The organism is Chitinophaga arvensicola (assembly GCF_900110835.1).
GTDB classification, from domain to species: Bacteria; Bacteroidota; Bacteroidia; order Chitinophagales; family Chitinophagaceae; genus Chitinophaga; species Chitinophaga arvensicola.
Genome location: NZ_FOJG01000001.1, coordinates 2,532,815 through 2,554,209, shown reverse-complemented (window position 1 = coordinate 2,554,209; position 21,395 = coordinate 2,532,815). Strand labels below are relative to the sequence as shown.

Here is a 21,395-nt window from a genome sequence, read left to right as displayed (position 1 = left end):
ATAGCTGTTATCTACAGGTGAATATCGTGTTAGCAACCGGTGTAGTTACCGACTACCCTTTCAGAGATTAATATTAAGATAACATTCCACTCTCCAGGCAGCTCCATAGCCGGATTCCGGCGATGCTGCCACTCTCTCACGACTTCCGTTCCCACTCAAAAGTTTATTATTTGCCATAAAGCCCTATACTTTTGCCGGCAGTAACCGTACTTTCTGTACACCATGGCATTCAACGAACTTACCGACGCAGATTTATGGCTCCAGGTGAAGCAGGATAACGGTCCTGCTTTCAAAGCACTTTTCGACAGGTACTGGGAAAGGCTGTACGTTTATGCGGCCAACCGTTTAAAATCGGATGCAGATGCAAAAGATGTGGTACAGGAAGTGCTGATCAACCTATGGGCCAGGCGCACCAGGTTAACCATTGAAACTACTGTTGCTGCTTATCTTCATACCGCCGTACAATACGAAGTGCTGACCCATTTTTCGCGGGCCGCCAAAAATGCCGGCCGTAGCCAGGAATATGAACAAAACATCCTGCCGGAATTGATCAGCTATATGGAACCCCTGCATTTACGGGAGTTACAGGCTTTGGCGGAGATGGAAATAACGAGGTTACCCGAAAAGATGCAACAGGTATATCGGCTGCGCCAGGAAAAAAATCTTTCCGTAAAAGAGATCGCACGGTTGCTGAATATCTCCGAACAAACCGTCCGCAATCAACTGAACACCAGCTACCAGAAACTCAGGAAACATCTGAAAGAAGCCATTCTCCTCGCTATATTCCTGCATGGCAACTAGCCGCTATCTTTTGGTAATAATTTGGTAACATTCCCCGGATAGTTAAAATCTTCATTTCCGGGGCATATAGTCAGAACGCTGAAATGTTCCTGTTTATATGAACATCACCATCATCAGGGAAATGATAGACCGGTACCTGCAGGACAGGGCCACCGAATCAGAAAAAAGATTGATAGAAAAATGGCTGCAGGCCAGGCCGGAAGATGACCGCTCGCTGAGCGACCCCGACAAGCAGGAGGTGCAGGCGGCACTGTGGCAATCGTTTACCCGGCACACAGACTGGTCGGACAAAGCAACAACGAAAACGCCGTCCCTGTTCCCGTATCGTACCTGGGTCAGGTATGCAGCCGCCATTGTAGTGATCCTTGCCAGCGCCCTCTGGCTGAATAATACGTTCCTGAAGAAACAGATCGGCCCGTCGCAAACCATTACCGCAATGGCAGGCTCGCACAAAACGGCCATGTTGCCGGACAGCAGTATGGTGTATCTGTTCCCGGGTTCCAGCGTAACCATTCCTCCCGATTTCAACAGCCACAAAAGGAACATTACCCTGAGCGGTAAAGTTTTCTTTGAAGTAAAACCGGATCCCACCCGGCCTTTCTTTGTGCAAGCCGGTCAGTTGCGCACACAGGTACTCGGTACTTCATTTGAAGTAACGGCGCAGGATAGTGCGTATACCTCCGTGATTGTACGCACCGGTAAAGTAGGCGTACAATACAACGGCCGCCCACTCGCCGATCTGATTCCCGGCAAACGCCTCCGGTACAACAGGCAGCAAAACAATTTTACAGTAGATGACGTAAACGCAGCGATGCTCTGCGAATGGTGGAACAACGGCATGGTATTCAACCAATCACCACTGGAAGAAGTACTGCAATCTGTTTCCGCATGGTATAACGTGCCTATCGCTGTTACGGGAACCAGGTGGAAAAAAGAAACCGTCACCATCCGGATCAAAAACAAATCATTTGCGGAAACACTCTCCCTCTTGTCGGCCACCCTCGGATTTCAATATAAAACAGAAAATAACAGGATCATCATTTTTTAACAACGCTAATACCTATACCCGAATGAGCTGAAACCAGTAATGAAAGCAAAAAAAAACCGGTCTGTGTGCCAGACCGGATGATGCTACGCCGGTATCTCACACCGCTGCAGCATTGCTAAACGCACAGTCCCAATAAGAAGTCTGTAACATTTAATTTGTAAAATTATGCAAAAAAGGATACGCAGTATCACCTATTTTTTATTCAGTATGATATTACTTGCCGGAAGCACGCTTTCTGCACAGGTGATATCAACATCTATCCAGCTTCCCCAAAAAGACATCAAGGGGAAAGCCGTACTTGCCTTAATAGAAAAAATTGAACCCGTTCAGTTTACCTACGGAAAAGAAGTCAGTGAACGCCTGGAGAAAACCCTGCACTTCCCTCATACCACGCCTTCCATAAAAGAAGTGCTGGAAACATTACGCAAAACAGCTGGCATCTCTTACAGCATCAGTGAGGGCGCCATTATACTCAAACCTGCGCCGGCAAATGCGGCTGGCGATACAGACGTTGAAACCGGCTCCGGGCGCATCACCGGCAAAATCATTGACGATGAAACGGGCGAGCCGCTACCGGATGTCACCATCCGTATCGGTAAACTGGGTACTACCAGTAAAGCGGATGGCTTTTTCAGCATTCCCTTATCACCGGGAAAATACCAGGCCCAGATCAGCTCTATCGGGTACGCCAGCAAACTGGTGACAGATATCGACATAAAAGACGGACAGGCCTTCCCGCTGAATGTGACCATGAAGCGCCAGAAAGGCACTTTAACCGGTGTTGTGATCACTTCTACCGCCAGCAAAGAAACTACTGCGGCATTATACACGCGACAGAAAAATGAAGCTGGTATTTCCAACGGCATCAGCCGGGAACAGATCTCCGCGCTGCCCGACAAGAACGTTGGCGAAACGTTGAAACGTATCTCCGGGGTAAGTACAGTCGACAACCGCCGCGTAGTAGTGCGGGGCATCGCAGAACGCTACAATGTGGCCATGATGGATGGCGCCGTGCTACCAAGCACAGATGTACAGGTACGCGATTTTGAGTTCGATATTATTCCCAGCAACCTGATAGATAATGTAATCGTATCTAAAACCGCTACTCCCGATATGAGCTTTGGTTTTGGTGGAGGACTGGTACAGGTGAATACATTTGCCATCCCCAATGAAAATTTCACCACCATCAGCATCGGCACAAAATATATTTCAGGCAGCACCGGTAAAGATTTCCTGGGATATGCCCGTGGCAAAAATGATTACCTGGGTTTTGATGATGGCGGCAGAAATCATTTCCCTAAAGACCTGATGACTTTCACCAACGATAATTATAAACTAACAGATCCCAATGCGCTGCCTACCCCCGGTATAACGCCTATCACACCGGCCATGATAGCAGAACAGAACAAAAGGATCGGTGGCTTTGAACGCCTCGGCACCAGGACCTATAAAGCAGCTCCCGGACAAAACTACCAGTTCAGCCTCGGGCGCAATTACAATATCAAAAACAGCCGCTTCGGTTTTGTAGGATCGCTGAGTTATCGCAACGAGCAATCCATCGATGACATCCCCCGTTTTGAAAGAGGCAACTGGGAAAAACTAGGGAATACCGGCTACGACGCTGTTACAGGAGAAGAGATACAACCTACCTTCTCTAACCAGTATAACTTCGTGACCTCCTGGGGCGCATTGCTCAACGCAGGCTGGAGTTCCAGGAACCACAAAATTACCTTGCGTAATTTCTACTCCCGTGTTTTTAACAACCAGTTTTCGCGTATTGTAGGCTGGGGAAATGAAATTGGTGGTGAATTGCCCGAAATACGGGAATATGACCGCCCCAAGTTTATTGATATGCTGCAAAACCGTATCAATGGCGAGCATACTTTCGGTGCATTTAAGTTCGACTGGAACCTGGCCCGGAACAACCTTACCAACAATGAACTGGATGCGGTAGAAGCCTGGCTGTATCCTTATAAAACCCTGAACGGAACCATCTACAACGTGAAGCCAACCGCGCTCACCAATCCCGGCTATGGTACCTTTAACAGGGCACAATTCTATTACCGCGAAACCAATAAGATAGCAGAAGCAGCGCTCAGTTATCACCTGAAAATAGCAGGACAAAATCAAACTGTTAAAGCAGGATATCAGTATATGGAGCGTCATGGTACGTACGACTGGATCATTCTGCCTATCGGTAATGTGCAATCGAGTAACAATGTGTACCCGTTTGTGCCGGTACAGGAATGGGGACAGTTCCTCGGTTTCAAAGATCCTATGAAAGATCTCCTGTACTACCCTGCCGCTTTTTCCAGGAACGGGTATGAAGGGAAGAATACGAACCAGGCCTTTTATGCGATGCTCGATAATCGCCTGGCAAAATGGCTCCGGCTCGTATGGGGTGTAAGGGCGGAATACTTTAAGTACGAAAAATTAAAAAACAGTGCAAATGATCTGGGCATCGACAAGCTGATTGAACAGGGAGAGAAAACAAAATATGTAGACCCGGTATCCGGGAAGATTGTAACTGCCACGGCAGATGCGGAAACAGAGGAAAAAACCTGGCGCTACCTGCCCTCCGCCAACCTCACCGCCACACCGTTTGAAAACTTTAATATCCGTGCAGCGTACTCACAGTCAGTAGTTCGCCCTGCATTGATTGAAAATTCGATGATGATCCGTTACGATCCTGCCATTGCCGGTTACCGCCGGAATGAAGGGGTATTGTCTACCGTGATTGATCACTACGACTTTCGCCTCGAATGGTACCCCAAAGCCGGCGAAGTGCTGTCTTTCGGTTACTTCTATAAGTACTTCGATAAGCCGGTAGAATTGTATCGTAACTGGACGGATGCCAGTATGCGTGTATACCTTACCACCAGCAACTCCGAATGGGCGAAGGTACATGGCTGGGAAGCTGATCTGCGTAAAAGCTTAGGCTTCATTTACCCGGGCTGGAAATTCCTTGATAAAATATATTTCAGCGGTAACCTCACCCTGCAAAATTCCATTGTACAATCGGCCCAGTTTGAAGGAAAAACAATGAGTACCGATATGTACGGCAACACCTACTCTTACCGTACCAAAAAATTACTGAAAGAAAATCGTCCGCTGTATGGCCAGGTACCTGTATTGTATAACCTCGGACTGCAATACAATGGCAACCGCCTTGGCGCCAACGTGGCCTATAACCATATGGGCTATAAAACCTTCGCCACCGGTATGGAACCAGATCTCGTGGAGTATGAGCGTCCGCGTAACCAGCTGGATGCACAAGTCAGCTATTCCTTCCTGAAGAATAAGAAGCTGAATGTAAGATTCAATATGAGCAACCTGATGAACAATCCGTATCGCTTTTACACCAATAGTAAAGATACCTACAAGCTGCTGGACAAATGGCGGGGTATGGCAGGATCGGCTATCAACGCCAATGAATGGTCAGAGATCTATGAATGGAAATATGGCTTCTCACAAAAATATGAGGCAGGCTATTTAGAAACATCTCCCGACGGAAAAACAAAACAAAGGATTGGCGACAAAGAAACCTTTGTCCGCAAAGTGGGCGCCTCCTTCAGTTTAACCGCTGCTTATACCTTTTAATGCTTCCTAATAACAATCAAATGAAAACAATCCATATACTCTTCTTAGCGCTTACAGGAATATGCCTGCTAACATTGCCGGCTTGCAGCAAAAAGGAGCCCGGCTTTCTTTATGAAGATAAAATGCTGGCAGTAACAGTAAAAGGTTACAACGGCAGCGACGAAACACTGGAAGTACGGTTAGATACTATGCCTGTTATCCAAACCCCTCCCGGGAAGTTTGACGAAACCCGGGGATGTATACTGCCGGCAGGCCAAAAGGCATTAACACTGAGCATTAAAGAAATAGCCACCGGGAAAATAATCCTGAACAAAGAACTGAAAAAAGAAGATAGTCCTGCCACTATTGAATTCTTTTATTTCAACGGACAGGTCAGCAAAATGCCCGAAGTACCGCCATTGGAAGAAGGCAAAATAAAGATATCCTATATGTTCAGACCTACCGTTACCCAATACGCTGAACCGGTGGATATTGTATTGGGTAAATATTATTTCACACCAAAAGTTTTTGAAGAGATCACGCGGATTAAAAATGTAAAACCGAATGAATTTTCTGCGCCTGTATCCATTTCTACGTTTGCGACCAGCGGGCAGGTGTATAACGGGCAACCTACTGCCGTACTTTTCCTGGTGTATGTGTACAAAGCAGGTACCAACGAATTTTACACCACGGGCACCGAATACACCTGGCATCCTACTTCTACTACTGCCCCCAAACCTGCCGCATCTGTAAAGTCTGCCAAAGTATACATTTTCGAAGAGGTGCCTGTCGACAACACCATGAGCTTTCAGAAACAATTAGAACTTTAAACACGAACGAAATGAGGAATTATAAAAAAATAGTATCCCTGTTGTTGTTCCTGCCGCTGGTATTCGCGGCCTGCAACAAAGATAACCTGGATGCACGCAAGGCAATGCACGTAGTGGTGAATGGCTACAACGGATCCGAAAACGCACTGCTCATTACCATAGATACCACTGCGTACAAAGGCAACAGGGTCCTTACGCCTGTCTCCAAATTTGAAATGAGTGCCGTATATGCGTATCCGGGAAACCTGGCACAAAAAATAGTCACCGTAACGGATACGGTCTCTAAAAAAGTCATCTTCACCAAACCATTACCCGACAATGGCACAAAGGCCGCGATCAATTTCCTGTATATCCATGACAAAGTAATGGAGATAACGCCCCCACCGGCGGATACGGCCACCAACAAACTGGGTTTTTATATTCATTACAGCGACAACGAAACGCCGGTAGATATTTTTCTTTACAGACTGGACAACACCAGTGGCCAGGAATATAAAGTATACCTGGCTAAAAATGTAAAACCCGGCAGCTGGATATATACTAACTACCTAGCCGGTAACGATTTTGGCGATAAGAACCTGCTGGACGATGGCAGCAGTCTTTGTTTTACCAAGGCAGGCACCACAGATCAGTGGGCGTTTGAAGACAATGAAAATAAAAGCAGGATAAGTGTAAAAGGAATGGGACTTCCATTGGCGGGAGAAAAGGGATTTGTGCAGCCTTACTTCATCACTCCGGGAATTTTCCAGCTGGATTATGCCAGGATGTTTTTCCATCCAGACAGGGTCCGTTAATCAGCAGCAAGAAAGCCACCAGAAGGTGGCTTTCTTGCTTTAGTACGCATCAGGCGGGTTTCTCAGGCTGGTATATCTTAACGGAAGAAGTAGGAAATGTCTTCTACTTCGTAGCTTTCTCCTACTGCATTACCCGTATAGTAAGGCCGTACCAGGAATAATTTACTCTCTCCCGCTTTCATGTTATCCATGATTCCGAAATTATATTCCGGCACCTGTATACCTGAAACGTCTGCTTCGTCCGTATAGGGCAGTTCGGTAGTACCTGTTTTGAATACTTTAAATACATAGGTATTCCAGATCTGATCAGTGCTGACAAGCCCCGGCAATTCTATAAACCCGCTAAAAGCGCTACCAACGTTTTTTATTTCCTGCATCTTTGTAAAAGTATACTCATAAGTATTCATGTCAACGGATTGCTGCCAGACGATAAAGTCGACCGCACCACCATAAAAATAGGGAAAGTCGGTCTGGAACTTTATCCGGAAACCCGTGTTGGCAGGATTGGTAACAGGTGTTACTTCCATTTTATCCTGCACTGTTTTTCCATCGAAAAATATTCTCTTTGTTTGCGAAAAAGGCGTTCTGCCTACTTCAAAAGAACCAAGTATATCGGTTGCTCCTTTTTTCCGCACATCAATTTTTTGTTGATCATCATTGATCGTTATCAGTGCAATCGTTGAAAAGGAACTATTGGCTCTTAATGTCGCTATTACTTCTTTACCTTTCAATGCTTCAAGGGTATCACCGAGTGAATATCCCTGCAACGTGAGCTTGATCACTGCGGGTGAAGGAAGGGCCAGTTCTTTCTTGTTGCAGCCCATCACAAACAGCGACATGCCCAGTATGAATATGATAAGTTTTTTCATGTCAGTCTTTTTTTTTGTTAGAAATTATAAGACAGGGATAAACTATAGGTGCGTCCGAGGAAACGGGTAAACGTACGGGTATCGCCGGGTTCATATTTTTCACTGTATCCCGGAAGCCATTCGAAACGGTCGTTCCATTCAAAAGGCCCGTTAGGCGCCACAAAGCCAGGTTTCTCCCTGGAGTTCAGGTTTTTGTAATATCGGAATGGACCATTCAGCAGGTTGCCCATATTAAATTTCAATTCCAGTTTATTGCGGAACATTCTATAACTGATTTGTGCATCGAGCTGCTCACGGGGCATTTCGCGCTCCATTAAAGTAGGTGCATCGGATACGAGGCTGGTTTTATAGCCGGCTTTGTTATAAATGACATTAAAACCAATGTGTTTGCCCGTATAAGTGATACCCGCATTCAATAAAAAAGGTACCTGTCCGTACAATTCACGTTTGGCGTGATATACGTAAGTAATGTCCTTACTGGTGGAGGGATCAAACATGGTATATTCACTTTGTACCGTTGATTGCTGCAGGGTCAGGTTACCGAACAACGTGATATTTTGCAGCCATGCCGCAGGAGCTATAAAACCGAGATTTTTCCTGGCTTCCATTTCAATACCATCTACTTTAGCCCATTGTGAATTTTGCAATACGTAGGCGGGATTACCGGAATTGGCATTGATCACCAGTTCTACAGGGTTCTTAAAGTATTTATGGAAAACACCTGCTGAAATAATTTCCCCGGCGCCCGGAAACCATTCCACCTTTGCATCATAACTGGTGATGCGGGTGGAGGTGATACCGCCTGTCATCAGTTGCCCGTCGTAATAGGGGCTGTAGCGGTTAAACCGGCCGTTGTCCATCAGTTCAGGCCGTACGGCAGTATTGCTCCAGGATGCCCGGACATTGATATCCTGGAGAATATTCCAGGTAAGATTGGCAGAAGGCATCCATTGCCATTTCGGATCTTCTTTAGGTGCGTAAAAACTTAACTTCGTATTGGAAGGATTATTCATTTCCTTATAGGCATAATATTCTGCCCGCATGCCCCATACGAGCCGGAGATTTTTCAGTAACTGGTGATCCAGCATTACAAAACCGGCATGCAATTCACTTCTGCCTTCATAGTAATCCAGCCCGAAAGGTGAAATGGCGTACATAAAGCCGGATGAATCATTCATATGATTACCCCATTCTCCCACAGGCAGATAATGGAGGCTGTCGGCCATTTTAACGGTCCCTGTTACCGGTGCTATTTCCCAGCGGAAACGGCTTTGTTTGATGTTGCCGGCGTAGCCTGTTTTCAGGTTACTGAAAATATTGCCAACCCTGAAAGGCAGCGTGGCATTGGCAGCCCAGTTATAATGCGTTTCATTATTCCGGTAATACGACCGGGACATCGGTATCTCTTTAGGCTCCGTGCTGCTGCCGATAGCATAACTATAAATATAACCGTCGCCTACTTTCTCCGGCAGGGCCTGTGTGTAGATCACGTCTTTTTCATTGCGGTGTATAGATGTCCGGGCCAGGTTCCAGTCTATTTTCACTTTCCCTGCCAGGTGCTGTCCGCTCAATTTATGTTGTAACAGATCGAGGAAGGTAGGATCATCCGTTTCCCGGAGCATCGGCGGATCGTCTACATGCTCCCTGCCCTGATCCCTGTCATATCCAAAGGTTCTTACCAGTGCATTGTCAAACATCCGGGTGTAAGTATTGCGCAAACTGAAACGGTTGTTGCCCGTTTGCCAGCCGATATTCAATAAGGCGCCGATAGTGGTTACGAAGCTATAGGTGGCGCCGGCATTGTTTACGCTGTTGTTGGTAGAAAGCCACGAGCCACGGCGGAGATCCTCATGGGTGGTAGTGGTTTGTGTATTGCGATAGCTGAGGGAGCCGGTATATCCCAGTTTACTACGACTGGTAGTATCCAGACCCAGTACCCTGCCGATGGTAAACTGGTAATTTTGCGAAGGCATGGCCTTGTAGCGGTATGTAGTAAAGTTGTTATTATTTTTGAACTCCCGGCTTTGTTCAAACACATCAAAAGGCATTTTACCTTCGGGATAATAGATATTTTCCGTAGGACGAAGATTGGCCGGAAAATGTCCCCTGTGGCCATCATCGAAGCCGAGGTAATCATATTTGCCCCTGATGCGGCTATAAAAATCTTTCCCGGTTGTTTGATCGTTATAGGAAGTACCCACACTGATGGACGTGAAGTTCGCCACAGGAATATCTTTGGTATTGATCTGTATCAAACCGCCCCCGAAGCTGGTGGTCATATCCGGCGTAATGGTTTTACTCACGATCACATTATCTACCAGGTTGGAAGGAATGAGGTCGAAAGAAAAGTTGCGGCTTTGCGCCTCTGTGCTGGGAAGAGCAATACCATCCAGCATAGCGACATTATAACGTTCGCCGATGCCACGCACAATAACATATTTATTTTCATTGGTGCTCACGCCGCTGATGCGTTTCAAACTTTCACCAATGTTTTTATCCGGCGTGCGTGATATTTCTTCTGCACTGATACCGTTGGTAATTTCCACTGCCTTCTTCTGTTGCAACAGGAGCGCATTCACACTTTCTTTGCGGGCATTGGCGCTCACTACTACGCTTTGTAACTGGCCTTTGCTTCTTTTGAGTGAAACGTTGAGTATAAAAGGTGTGTTGTCTTTTACATCGATACCGGTAATAGCTTTGGTGCCATAACCGATGGAGCTGATCATGGCTTCATAATTTCCGGGAGATAGTAATATGGTGAAAGCGCCGTCGGGTGTAGTCACTGCGCCTTTCTCACCGATCCGGATCGTAGCGCCGATGAGTGATTTGCCATTCTCCTCATCCAGGATGCGGCCCGTTACTTTTCCAGGTTGTTGTTTTACCGGTGCGGGTTTGCCACCTTTTACCGATATGTTTTTATCCTGTAAGGAAAACTGTAATCCGTACTGTTGTTGCAGTTGGAGCAAAGCTTTTCCCAAAGTAATATTGGCGGCATGAAATGCCGGGATATTCACCGCACGCAATTGTTCTGCGGCATAGGTAAATCCATAACTGCTTTGTTTGTCGAGTGCTTCAATGACCTGCTGCCCGGAAGTGGCCTGCAGGTGTACCGTTACTTTCTCTGTAAGCTGGTTGAATTGTGCCCGGGCGGATAACCGGAACAGTGTTAAGGTGAGCAGGAAACAATAAAATAACCGGCCCTTTTTTCTACAACATTTGTGCTTTCCCCTTTTTTGGGTAAAATTGTAATTCATACTGATACTTGTGTTTTTAAATGCAGGTATTATATAGGAGGTGTTGGTCGCACCTCCTTTTTTTGTGTTTATCGGACAATGATGATGCGATCCTTTACTTTGTATGTTAAGTCGTGTGGAAACAGGATGGCCGACAATGCCTTCTGCCAGCTGGTTTTACTCATGGAGGCCGTCACTGTTTTATGTGCCAGCTGTTGTGGCTGATACTGTATCCTTATATGATAATGCGTTTCCAGCTGTTGAATGGCTTCTGATAATGGTATGCCATTGAAGGAAAGTCCGCCGGTGGTCCAGCAGGCAACATCGTTGGTAAATACCGTGGTGGACAATTTCCCGCTGGCAGGCTCATAACGCAGCAATTCGCCGGGTTTTAATATCAGCTGCTGCTCCGGTTTTCCCGCCGGATATACGGCTACCTTACCCGCTGTAAGTGCCACCCGTACCTGTGCAGCTCCCTTGCGTGCCTCCATGTTAAACTCAGTACCGAGTACGCGGGTTTCCAGCCCGCCCGACTGCACGATAAATGGTCGCTGATCATCGGTGGTTACTTTAAAGTATCCTTCTCCCGTTAGCATTACCTTCCGCTCCCGGTTATTATAATCAGATGAATAAGTGAGGGTAGACGAGAGGTTGAGTATTACCGTACTGCCATCGGGTAAAGCAACGGACTTCATATGCTGATCATCACTGTTTATCACATAGCTCCGGACGGATGGTACAGCAGGCTTTTGCAGCAGCCAGCCAATGGCTGCCAGGCAAAACAGCAGCGCGGCAGCGGCTACCAGCGCCGGCCGGACAAAGGATCTGCGTATAGGCGGCGCCGTAACTGTTTGCCGGGAAATAGCATCCCACAGGCGTTCCTGTTGTTGGTTATCCGTCTGCGCTGCAGGAATATCCAGTTGCCAGAGCCATTGCCATAATAAAGAAGTTTCTTTCGGACTGCTCTTCCGGTACAGGAATCTGAGCAACAGTTGATCCAATCGTTTTTTATATTGCGCCATACGTATAGTAATTGCGCAAACCGGAAAAATGGGGGAAGTCTTTTATGTTAACTTAATATGAACTCTCCAGGATGGTTAAGAAAGCAGGCAACAGCACCACACCGGCAGGATATTGTTCTCCTGCTTTGCGCAGGCGGATCATGCCCAGTTTCAGGTGTGTTTTTACGGATTCGGAAGAAATATTTAATTCGGCGGCAATATCGTTGGTAGTGAGTCCCCGGTAATGTTTTAAGGAAAATACCGTTTGCATTTGCGGCGGCATCAGCGCAATGGTTTGCGTAATAATGTCCTGTAGTTTGCCGTATTCAGTTTCAAAAGAAAGGTCGGTAAGATCGGATGCTTCGGGCGACAATTTAATCTGTGCTTCGTAGCGGGCAAAGTCTTCGTAATGTTTTTCCTGGAATCCTTTTTTCCTGAAGTATTGAAATATCTTTAGGTAGATGCAGGATACCAGGTAGCTTTGAAGGCTCACCTGCAGGATCAATGGCTCTTTTTTGCGCCATAGTTCAATGAAGAGTTCCTGTACCATATCTTCTGCATCCTGGGCATGACCTGTTTTACGGGAAGCCAGCTGAAAGAGCAGCTGCCAGTACCGGTCAAATAATTCCCTGAAAGCACCGGCATCATTTTGCCGGATGTGGTGCAACAAGTCGATATCATCCTGAAGGCTCGCGTTCATGTAATGGAATGTCCCGGCAAATGTAGTTCGTACAATATTACCAAACCGTTAAGCATTGATGAACCTTTTATGAATTGGCGTCCTAGGCTACTTCCAGTTCAAAACCGGCATTTTTCAGGTGATCGGTAATTTTCTCCGCCATAATAAACCAGCCTACCTGTTTTCTATCACCGCCTATCACCATGCCGGCCCACATGCGGCCCTGCGGCGTATCTACTATCACCCAGGCGCCGGAGTCGCCATCCTGTGTGGGTGTTACCTTATTCAGGTTGGCCACAGCATAATCCTGTAATTGTACCAGGTGTTCAAAGCAGCATTCACTTCCGCTGCCGTTGTCTACCTTCCCGGTAATACCGATGGCGCCGAGTATCAGGGTACGATGTCCCGAAGTACGGCCGTTAAACTCCGCCCACATTCCCGTGTAAAGATCCCTGGCAAGAGCTATCCCATCCAGGCGGCCGATGTTGATAATTTTGAGATCCGCCTTTGCGTTGAGTTTAATCAGGGAAAGATCCATCTGGTGAAAAAACGTGGTGCCGTCATACATCGTACAATGCGTGGTGGCGGCCACCGACGGCACATCTACATAGTAAGTACTGCCAATCACGGTAGTAGTGGAATGATCAAGGGTAGAAGGATGTTCCACGTCTGTGAAGTTTACCGGCGCCACATGCCCACAGGTAAGTCCATAGTAATCGGATGAATACCTGTCCCTCAGTATACCACCCAGCGTGCCGGCATTAGCGGCGCCGGGGCTGATACTAACGCCTCCCTGCAGGGGAGATATGGGATCTTTGGCATTGATGGCCTGAAAACGCGCTACCGGTGCATGTTCCTGGATAATTCTCATCCTGGAATTAATACCTTCCATATTCACCGGTTCCGTTCCCGGACGCAGGAGAATTTTGATGATTAAATTGGAATCGTAGTCATAAATTTCTGCTGGCGGACGCCAGTGGATATCAAAATATACCGGCACCGGAAAACTGTTATACTCTTTCGCATATTCCCAGGGATTTTTATAATACAGGTATTCCTCCGTATACTGCTTTCCCTTAAAAGGTTCCCCCATCAGGTAAAGTTTATAGAGGTGGATCCACTGAGGATCTACTGCTACCAGTACATGATGTACCTGTTGATATTCTTCTGTTCTGGTAACAATTTCCCTTGCTCCCAGCTCGTTGGCTAAATCAATGAGGTAAAGCATCTTTTTAGATTTTTGTGGGTTTAAGTATAGGAGCGATGATCCTGGCCACATAAAATTTAAGAGAAGTGACCATCCGTTGTGGCAGTGCGTTATACAAAGCGGCTATCAGTAACAGTGCTGCACCGGCAAATACCAGTGGGGTCATCTGAAAATAATACCGGTTTAAAAGAATGATCGTAGCTCCTGCCAGGCTTATCCAGAAAGGGGCTTGCCGGCGCTTTTTCCTGGACAGGTATAGTGCGCCCAGGTTAAGTGCCAGCAGGACGATTGCCAGCGGTAAAAACCAGGGTTTATACGGAATGGCGCCTGCTCCGGCCACTCCCAGAAAACTTAGATAGGCTGCCCAGCAAAAAGGACATTTGGGAAAGAAGGCAATAAAAAGACTGATCCAAAAGGAGCTGTGAAGCTTTACCAGGTGTTGCCATCTTGCGCGCCGTTCTCTTCCCCCCGGCTTCTGACTGGCAGCCTGTAGTTTATGGCTAATGATCTCCGCCCATTGATCCGGCTGCTCCGGAAAAACGACCGGCTCACCGGCGATAGCTAACTGAAAGCTGCCGGATGTTTTCAGGTACCGGGGAATATGCGGATGGTGGTCCCCGTATTCTTTCCAGTCGGGTACCATCCGTGCGTTCTGCATGCCTGTGGAAAGGGCGCTTCTGATGGCGCCGGCCTGCGGACAGTCCGGCGCCAGGTACAGCTCAACATTTGCAGCAAGTGCCATGACTTTATGCGTTAAATATGTTTGATAAAAAGCGTCCTTGCCGCCATGTGCGCATGATCAATAATAGCCTGGTTGATGGGCATCTTTCCGCCGGCAAAAGGTCTGTTAAAAGGATAGCCCATGGGTCTTTTATCCGGATACATTTTATCCTTTGTTCCGCAAAAACTCAGAGAGCCGCAGTCTGGTTGCCTGCCTACCAGGTCATTTCCCGTTATCATCACCATCAGCTGGTAAGCCATGCCATCGCCTTTATCACTGCCAAAAGGCAGCAGCAGGTGGTAAGGCCAGCCACATTTACAACGCTGTGCATCCAGTTCCATTTCCACCGGTGTAAATTCTTTATCGTACTCGTCGGGATTGAGCACTACCGGCTTTTTAACAACAGACGACTGGGTATCTGCGCGGAAGATCACCTGCCTGGAAGAGGGAGCCATGTCTACCAGGAACTTATCCATTTCAATCCATTTGCGGTTGTTCTCTGACCATTCTTTCGGTACTATAAACAGTCGCACGGTATATTGCATGGCCTGCAGGGATGTATTTTCAAGCCGTATAAAATAGCAGAACGGATCATGTGCCAGGTAGGTATAATTATAAGTGCGCTTCTCTCCTTTCGAGGTCACATATTCCATGGTAGCCGTCCGGGTAAAGGTATTCAAAGTGCCGGTGGTAGCGATGTTCTTCACTTTTCCATCGCTCGCCTGGTAATGATAGCTGCCTTGTGGAAAAGTTTCATCCCAGAGATTAGCGCCAAATGCTGACTGGCCTATCAGGGCGCCATCTTCAATATGGTAGTCTTCAATCTCATTGGTTTTACAGATGATCAGGTCTGCACTATCCGGTGTACCGGTGGCATCCACGCTCTTCCTGATTTTCACCGGTGGAATGTCTTTAAAAACGGGATGAGGTTTCAGTCTCGACATCCATTGCTCGAACAGATCATCAATGTGCAGATGCCATTTCCAGAAGATAACATCGCGCAGGGCTGTTTCCGGCACACCCATTACCCCGTTATTCACCGACGCAATAAAGCCATGACCGTATCCGTGATAATTGTTATAAGGGGCCTGTATCCCGGCGGGAGAGGATTCTATGGTACCGGCGAATTTATCCATCGCCGCAATTTCAGCGGCCATATCATAAGGATCTTTAGGGTCGTATTTCCCTTTGTTAATATCTTCTTCTATCATCAGCCGCCACTGCGTCTGGGTGTCTGCATATTCTTCTTTGACAGGGGCATTTACCGGTCTTCCGGTACCATAACGTTCAGACAGCCGGATATCAGGACCGGCTGTATAACCTACTTCAATAGGCACGTGCATGTCACTGAATGGGGTCAGTTCATCGATGCCTACACCGTAACGTTCCGCCATGTAACGGGCGAGCATCTGCCGGTGCATAAAATAAAACATTTCTCCCTGCCGGTTTTTGGTGTATTGGTTGTTGTAAACGATATGCCAGTGTCCATGGTGTTCGTTGAGCAGCGGATCTTCCCGCCAGTAATCCATCATCGTTTCTTCTGCAGAACCAACTGCCAGTTGCAGGTGAAACTTTGCAGCGCTGTCAGAGCTGGGCTGAACGGATTCCGGCTCCCGGATAAAAATGGAAGGGAGAATAATATCCAGGTCATCGTTATGGTGACTTAAAAATACTTCCAGGGAGTAATACAACAGATCGGGATGCTGCCGGCCTATTTTGTTTTCAAATTCATCCAGCACTTTGCTGATAGCGGCGGTAGTATCCGGCTGTGCGGCAAACACTTTTTCGAAATCAGCTATTACCGATGCCGCCAATTGCTGATGCTCCCTGTTAAAGGGGCTGAATTGCGTAATGGCCTGCTCCGGGGCAATTTCGTTCGCTTTGATTTTGTCTTTAAATTCTCTTCTTAAAACAGGTTTGATACCGGCAAAAATATCCCAGATACGTTTGGCCAGTTCGGGGTTGATCTCGCTCATAACAGTTTTGTATTTACAGATAAGAAATTGACTATTGGGGTAGCAGTCATCGTTTAAGGGGTCAGTTTACAGATAGAATAGTTTGCAGCTATTAAGTTAATATAAGGATGGCAATTTACCATCCGGGGGTACTTCCTTTTTTTAAAAAACACTCACCTGTGGCGGAATAAATTTTTTCAGACAGCTGTAATCACCCTTGTGATAAAGTGTGTAGATGTTACGCAAAGTTAGGTATCCTGCTTCCAGTACCCGATGATGGGAAATTGAAAGCAGGATACCATTACGTTGTAGTTATATCGGGGATTACGATTTCTTTCGCCTGTCAAGCTTTTCCTGTACCCACTCGTTTAATTTACCCGTATCTTCTATTTCTATGAGCTTCTCCATTTTTTTATCTCTTTTGATACCGTCTCTGAGCTTATAGAGATGTGTGATACTTTTGAGTCCTGCAACATATCCATTCAGGACACTTTTGTCGTAATTATTCTCCAGCACATACCTGGCGTAACCTGCCATAAATACCACCGGGAACTGGCTATTCTTCTTCATAACTTCCAATACGAAGCCCCTCATTTCGATATTAATTGTTGGACTACCCATAATCCAGTCCATCACGAAAAGATTGACCATAGCACGTTTTTTATCGTTATTGAGAACAGGGGTAGATTCCAGCCATCCGGCTGCGGCAATGATGTCTTTCTCATACCTGGCATAATCCTCTTTCGTATACAGATTGACATTTTCCGGGACATGGAAGTCCTGGGCTAAAGTAATCGTTGTAAATAATAGCAGGGATAAAGAGAGCAATAAGGATTTTATCATAACGTTTGCACTGGTTTAACATTGTAAAGCCGGCTACTACCCAAAGCAGCAGCGCCCTTATTATTTCCTCTTTACGGTTGCGGGGTAGCCTCCTGTACCTGGCAGCAGGATCCATCGTCATCTGTTTCCACGGAAAAAACACCTTCTTTTACCTGTACTACTTTCTGTACAGGATCATTGGAAGCAACAGAGAAGGAGAAATGACCTTTAATGATACGGCCGGGTTTATATTCATCTATTGTAACGGTGCCATCTGTTTTGAGCGGACCGGTAAGATAAGATTCGGTAGCGCTCACCGATATCAGGGCCATCGCATTTTCGTTGTTGGTAAAGGCGTAGGTGCCTGGTCCGTTAAACTTGTGGATCCTGATCTGAAAGCCATCTACATCATTGGGCTGGCCTTCATCGCCATCATACAGGATATGCATCTGTTCTCCGATATGCTGGGCAGTGAGTGTGCCGGCGCTGCAATCCAGTGGCAGCTGTTGATCCAGTACCCGGTCGCCGATTTTAGCGGCTATGCGGCAAGCGCCTTTGGAGGCTGATTTTTGCGGTGCCGGTTCATTTCCGGATGCACTTGCTGATGTGATACTATCCTTATCCGGGGTATTACCCGAAGTGCCGTTGCAGTAGGTAAATGACAGGGTGGTACAAATAAATGCTGCAGCAGAGAAAATGCGGAAAAGAAATGGTTGTTTCATTGCAGAAGGGGATTAAATTTTACTAAAGATAACCATTGATGCAGGGCCAATTATCTTCCATTCCAAAAATTTACAGTAATTCCGGCCGGTATTCAAAATGCATAGTATCAAAATGATACCATTTGCCGCCCCATATAAATCCATACTTCTCAAAAATATCGACGATTCCCTGGGGAATCCTGTTTTTATAAACTACCCGCGCCTGCTCATTTGTACACCGGCAGGACCATTGCCAGTAATCTGTATACTTCGTGTTGATGTCGATCGTCATACCAAAACTGTGCATGCTATGCCTGTTGGTACCATTGATATCACGCCAGGCAAATGTTCCGCCTATATTGCGCAGATAGTCTTTCCACTCCGGATGCTTATCCAGTTCTTTTGAAATCTGCATCAGCTGCTTATCAACGCCATTGACTTTTGTGACCATGATTTGCTGGCCAACCAAATCGGGGCACCAGGTAATGCTGGTAAGATTTTTTCTCACCTCCGCAGCAGAAGCGCCGTACATCTTTGTGAAAAACGGTTCGTTCCTGGTTCTGCCGGGATCGGCGTTCTTTGCGGGCGGCGATGGCAAGGTGCCCTTCGGGTAAACCTGTAAAAACATATCTTCCAGATCCGGATTAGCCAGGAGTTCCTCCGGCGATTTGTTGCTAATGCCATCGTTCCACAATAACCGGCTATGATCTTTAAAAAGCAGGTGATTATCCGCAAAACCGGCTACAACATCCGGGTAGCTCTTTATAAGTTTTGCAGCACCCGCCGGGATGGTGTCTGCGCGGGGGGCGACGTTGATTTTCTCAGTATGATGTGGATAAACGGCAGAAAGTATATGCAGAAAGAGGGTGATTGCTATGGTCATCGTTTTATTTAATAAATTTTATAGTGCGCCTTTCAATACCTGGTAAATTCAACTCCAAACTTATCCAGACTGCACAAATATCGCACTAAAAGAAGCAGCTGCCTCATTTAATGACGAGGCAGCTGCTTCTTTTTAATCTTTTAATCCGAGATAAGCTTTTACGGAGGCATAGTCGGACCAGTTTACAAGTGCAGCCGATCTTGCCTGGGAGTTACCGGGCACGATCATGTAGCGGTATTGCTGATATTTCTTACCACCGTTACCTACAATAGTGCCCACATCTGCATTGGCATACAACTCAATCTGCTGCGTATAAGCCACCATATCGATATGAAGACCGGAACTGCCGGAATAAGGCAGCACACGAATAACAGGATCACTGGCATCGCTGGAGTTAACGTATACTTTTACATCTGCGCTATTCAACAACGCCAGGGTGAGTTTAGGTGCGTTAATAATGGCATAGAAGCCTATCGTATCAATTTTACCATTTCCAAGATGTACGGTATCCGGCTTAAATGCCACATCCAGCCATGCGGAATAGATCACAGAACCGGTGCCGGTGGCGCCGGAATCACCTTTGGGACCGGCGGGGCCAGCAGGACCAGCAGGACCGGCAGCGCCATTGGTGCCATTGGTGCCGTTAGCACCGGCAGGGCCAACGGCGCCGTCTTTACCACAGGAAAGCATGAACATAACAAGGAGAAGCCCTGACAACAGGACCATTGGGGCGAGAAGGTTACGTGTTTTCATATTTGAATTAATGTTGCAGCATGAAAGGTTAAGGATTATTTCACACCAGATTTTGATTAAGGAATACTAAAATACAAATTCTTCCCACAACTGGAAATCGCGTCCTTCTTTTCTTGTCGCCTGATCACCACAAAAAGCGGCTGCCTCCAAAATAATGGAGGCAGCCGCTTTGACTTTATCAACGATATGGGTGCGTTAATTTCTCAGTAATTCCAGTATTCCTTCATTCCTGATGATCATCATACCTTGCCGGTCTTCTGTAATGCCTTGTTTCAGCTGGTAAGTATAGCGCGGGTGTGTACCCTCCATGATCGTTGGCATGTATACAAATTGTACATTCTCACAGCGCTTCAATGCTTCGCCCACTTCAATAATATGGGTGGATACAATAAACAGGCTGTCGTTATACTCCGCGAAAGCCTCTGTTACCGCCAGCGTACCATCATATGCATCTTTTACATTGGTACCCTTGAACAGCTCATCAAACATGAGCAACAGTTTCTGACCACTGGCGGTAGCTTCTGCCGCCTGTTTTACTCTCACCACTTCTGCATAAAAATGGCTGTATCCCAGGTGGATATTATCCGATACATTAATGGAAGAATAGATACCGTCCCTGATGGAAAACTCCATCTCCGAAGCCGCCACGGGGAATCCCATGTGTGCCAGGTACATGCCTATTCCCACCGATTTCATTAAGGTCGACTTTCCGGCCATGTTTGCCCCTGTTAAAAACAACAGGTTTTGTTGATGGTCCAGTGATATGGCATTGCCTACTGCACCATCGATACAGGGATGACGCAAACCGGCAGCAGTTAAAATATTGGCGGCCTGCGGATGCGCTTTGGCATAACTAAACCCTTTGGTTTGTGCCACATGTCCTACTGCGATATTCACATCCAGCTCACTGATAAAGGTCGAAATTTGTTCCATTTCCTCCCGCAGTTCGTGCTTGAGCAGGTAATCATAAAACGCCAGCGTTTTAACCGGCAGCGCTTTGTAGATATCTATATTCCGCAGCTTCTCCAGTCGTTTATCACCCAGGATTTCTTTGGCAGCTTTAAGGCGTGCAGCGTAGGGACTGTCTTGTTGCAAAGTATGCTCCACAAACGTATAACACTTGTTCAAAGTAACAATCGTTGCCTGCAGGCCCTGGATTTTCTTTTTGTAGCGTTCATCCCGGGTAATATCTGCCAACAGCTTCTTTACCACGATATCCGCCAGTGCGATTACCTGGTTCCCGGAAGTACCAGTATCAAGATAGTCACGCATCAGGTCTATCTGCTGCACATCAAACGGGAACACCAGTTTTGCGTCCTGGAAAAAGCGGAATACTTTGCTGCGTGCATTGATCGCAGCGGCATCTGTCAGCGGGTTATTGAACATCCCGTTCAGCAGCCGTTCCCCACCGCTGGTTTTTACTTTGTTGAACAACGCATACACGGAGCCATGCCGGAATTTACCCAACAGGTTCAACTCATCCAACGTCTGTTTATCTATATTAAAACTCATGAAGAGA

17 protein-coding genes are annotated in these 21,395 nt (G+C 46.7%); 5 read left to right on the top strand and 12 right to left on the bottom strand.

Annotated features, from left to right (window positions below):
• Window positions 1–222: 222 nt before the first annotated feature.
• The 5 genes from BMW79_RS10720 (at window position 223) to BMW79_RS10700 (ending at window position 7,052) form a co-directional block, all read left to right on the top strand.
• A complete protein-coding gene (locus BMW79_RS10720) occupies window positions 223–801 on the top strand; it encodes an RNA polymerase sigma factor (RefSeq protein WP_089894357.1) in 579 nt (192 codons plus the stop codon).
• A gap of 97 nt (window positions 802–898) precedes the next feature.
• Window positions 899–1,849, top strand: a complete 951-nt coding sequence (locus tag BMW79_RS10715; RefSeq protein ID WP_089894354.1) for a FecR family protein — start codon at window positions 899–901, stop codon at window positions 1,847–1,849.
• 165 nt (window positions 1,850–2,014) lie between these two features.
• The gene (locus tag BMW79_RS10710) at window positions 2,015–5,449 is read left to right on the top strand and encodes a TonB-dependent receptor (protein WP_089894351.1); all 3,435 of its coding nucleotides are present in this window, start codon (window positions 2,015–2,017) and stop codon (window positions 5,447–5,449) included.
• Window positions 5,450–5,469: 20 nt separating this feature from the next.
• Complete coding sequence (locus BMW79_RS10705; RefSeq protein ID WP_089894348.1) at window positions 5,470–6,258, top strand: hypothetical protein; 789 nt, start codon at window positions 5,470–5,472, stop codon at window positions 6,256–6,258.
• An 11-nt stretch (window positions 6,259–6,269) separates the two neighbouring features.
• Entirely contained in the window at window positions 6,270–7,052 is a 783-nt protein-coding gene (locus tag BMW79_RS10700; RefSeq protein ID WP_089894346.1) for a hypothetical protein, read from the top strand.
• Between the two features lie 77 nt (window positions 7,053–7,129).
• On the opposite strand, the gene BMW79_RS10695 is transcribed toward BMW79_RS10700, so the two are convergent.
• From BMW79_RS10695 to BMW79_RS10640, 12 genes are all read right to left on the bottom strand, one after another.
• Entirely contained in the window at window positions 7,130–7,921 is a 792-nt protein-coding gene (locus BMW79_RS10695) for a hypothetical protein (protein ID WP_089894343.1), read from the bottom strand.
• Window positions 7,922–7,938: 17 nt separating this feature from the next.
• The gene (locus BMW79_RS10690; RefSeq protein ID WP_089894340.1) at window positions 7,939–11,175 is read right to left on the bottom strand and encodes a TonB-dependent receptor; all 3,237 of its coding nucleotides are present in this window, start codon (window positions 11,173–11,175) and stop codon (window positions 7,939–7,941) included.
• Between the two features lie 68 nt (window positions 11,176–11,243).
• A complete protein-coding gene (locus BMW79_RS10685) occupies window positions 11,244–12,176 on the bottom strand; it encodes a FecR family protein (RefSeq protein ID WP_089894337.1) in 933 nt (310 codons plus the stop codon).
• A 52-nt stretch (window positions 12,177–12,228) separates the two neighbouring features.
• Window positions 12,229–12,855 carry an RNA polymerase sigma factor gene (locus BMW79_RS10680; RefSeq protein ID WP_089894333.1) on the bottom strand — a complete coding sequence of 209 codons (627 nt, stop codon included), beginning with the start codon at window positions 12,853–12,855 and terminating at the stop codon, window positions 12,229–12,231.
• A gap of 82 nt (window positions 12,856–12,937) precedes the next feature.
• A complete protein-coding gene (locus BMW79_RS10675; protein WP_089894330.1) occupies window positions 12,938–14,062 on the bottom strand; it encodes a hypothetical protein in 1,125 nt (374 codons plus the stop codon).
• 4 nt (window positions 14,063–14,066) lie between these two features.
• Window positions 14,067–14,783, bottom strand: coding sequence for a hypothetical protein (locus BMW79_RS10670; RefSeq protein ID WP_089894327.1), 717 nt, complete (start codon window positions 14,781–14,783; stop codon window positions 14,067–14,069).
• An 11-nt stretch (window positions 14,784–14,794) separates the two neighbouring features.
• Window positions 14,795–16,738 carry a tyrosinase family protein gene (locus tag BMW79_RS10665; protein ID WP_089894324.1) on the bottom strand — a complete coding sequence of 648 codons (1,944 nt, stop codon included), beginning with the start codon at window positions 16,736–16,738 and terminating at the stop codon, window positions 14,795–14,797.
• Window positions 16,739–17,041: 303 nt separating this feature from the next.
• Window positions 17,042–17,560, bottom strand: coding sequence for a hypothetical protein (locus BMW79_RS10660; RefSeq protein WP_089894321.1), 519 nt, complete (start codon window positions 17,558–17,560; stop codon window positions 17,042–17,044).
• A 71-nt stretch (window positions 17,561–17,631) separates the two neighbouring features.
• Window positions 17,632–18,261 (bottom strand): DUF6252 family protein, encoded by a 630-nt coding sequence (locus BMW79_RS10655; protein WP_089894318.1) that lies wholly within the window; start codon window positions 18,259–18,261, stop codon window positions 17,632–17,634.
• Between the two features lie 70 nt (window positions 18,262–18,331).
• Entirely contained in the window at window positions 18,332–19,123 is a 792-nt protein-coding gene (locus tag BMW79_RS10650; RefSeq protein ID WP_089894316.1) for a M15 family metallopeptidase, read from the bottom strand.
• Window positions 19,124–19,255: 132 nt separating this feature from the next.
• A complete protein-coding gene (locus BMW79_RS10645) occupies window positions 19,256–19,876 on the bottom strand; it encodes a hypothetical protein (RefSeq protein WP_143059123.1) in 621 nt (206 codons plus the stop codon).
• 195 nt (window positions 19,877–20,071) lie between these two features.
• A complete protein-coding gene (locus BMW79_RS10640) occupies window positions 20,072–21,388 on the bottom strand; it encodes a MutS-related protein (RefSeq protein ID WP_089894310.1) in 1,317 nt (438 codons plus the stop codon).
• Window positions 21,389–21,395: the final 7 nt, after the last annotated feature.

Coding starts and splice junctions, on each gene's coding strand:
- BMW79_RS10705 (WP_089894348.1), top strand. CDS start 5,470: ATGAAAACAATCCATATACTCTTCTTAGCGCTTACAGGAATATGCCTG.
- BMW79_RS10670 (WP_089894327.1), bottom strand. CDS start 14,783: ATGGCACTTGCTGCAAATGTTGAGCTGTACCTGGCGCCGGACTGTCCG.
- BMW79_RS10720 (WP_089894357.1), top strand. CDS start 223: ATGGCATTCAACGAACTTACCGACGCAGATTTATGGCTCCAGGTGAAG.
- BMW79_RS10650 (WP_089894316.1), bottom strand. CDS start 19,123: ATGACCATAGCAATCACCCTCTTTCTGCATATACTTTCTGCCGTTTAT.
- BMW79_RS10665 (WP_089894324.1), bottom strand. CDS start 16,738: ATGAGCGAGATCAACCCCGAACTGGCCAAACGTATCTGGGATATTTTT.
- BMW79_RS10655 (WP_089894318.1), bottom strand. CDS start 18,261: ATGAAACAACCATTTCTTTTCCGCATTTTCTCTGCTGCAGCATTTATT.
- BMW79_RS10690 (WP_089894340.1), bottom strand. CDS start 11,175: ATGAATTACAATTTTACCCAAAAAAGGGGAAAGCACAAATGTTGTAGA.
- BMW79_RS10715 (WP_089894354.1), top strand. CDS start 899: ATGAACATCACCATCATCAGGGAAATGATAGACCGGTACCTGCAGGAC.
- BMW79_RS10640 (WP_089894310.1), bottom strand. CDS start 21,388: ATGAGTTTTAATATAGATAAACAGACGTTGGATGAGTTGAACCTGTTG.
- BMW79_RS10645 (WP_143059123.1), bottom strand. CDS start 19,876: ATGAAAACACGTAACCTTCTCGCCCCAATGGTCCTGTTGTCAGGGCTT.
- BMW79_RS10660 (WP_089894321.1), bottom strand. CDS start 17,560: ATGATAAAATCCTTATTGCTCTCTTTATCCCTGCTATTATTTACAACG.
- BMW79_RS10685 (WP_089894337.1), bottom strand. CDS start 12,176: ATGGCGCAATATAAAAAACGATTGGATCAACTGTTGCTCAGATTCCTG.
- BMW79_RS10710 (WP_089894351.1), top strand. CDS start 2,015: ATGCAAAAAAGGATACGCAGTATCACCTATTTTTTATTCAGTATGATA.
- BMW79_RS10695 (WP_089894343.1), bottom strand. CDS start 7,921: ATGAAAAAACTTATCATATTCATACTGGGCATGTCGCTGTTTGTGATG.
- BMW79_RS10700 (WP_089894346.1), top strand. CDS start 6,270: ATGAGGAATTATAAAAAAATAGTATCCCTGTTGTTGTTCCTGCCGCTG.
- BMW79_RS10680 (WP_089894333.1), bottom strand. CDS start 12,855: ATGAACGCGAGCCTTCAGGATGATATCGACTTGTTGCACCACATCCGG.
- BMW79_RS10675 (WP_089894330.1), bottom strand. CDS start 14,062: ATGCTTTACCTCATTGATTTAGCCAACGAGCTGGGAGCAAGGGAAATT.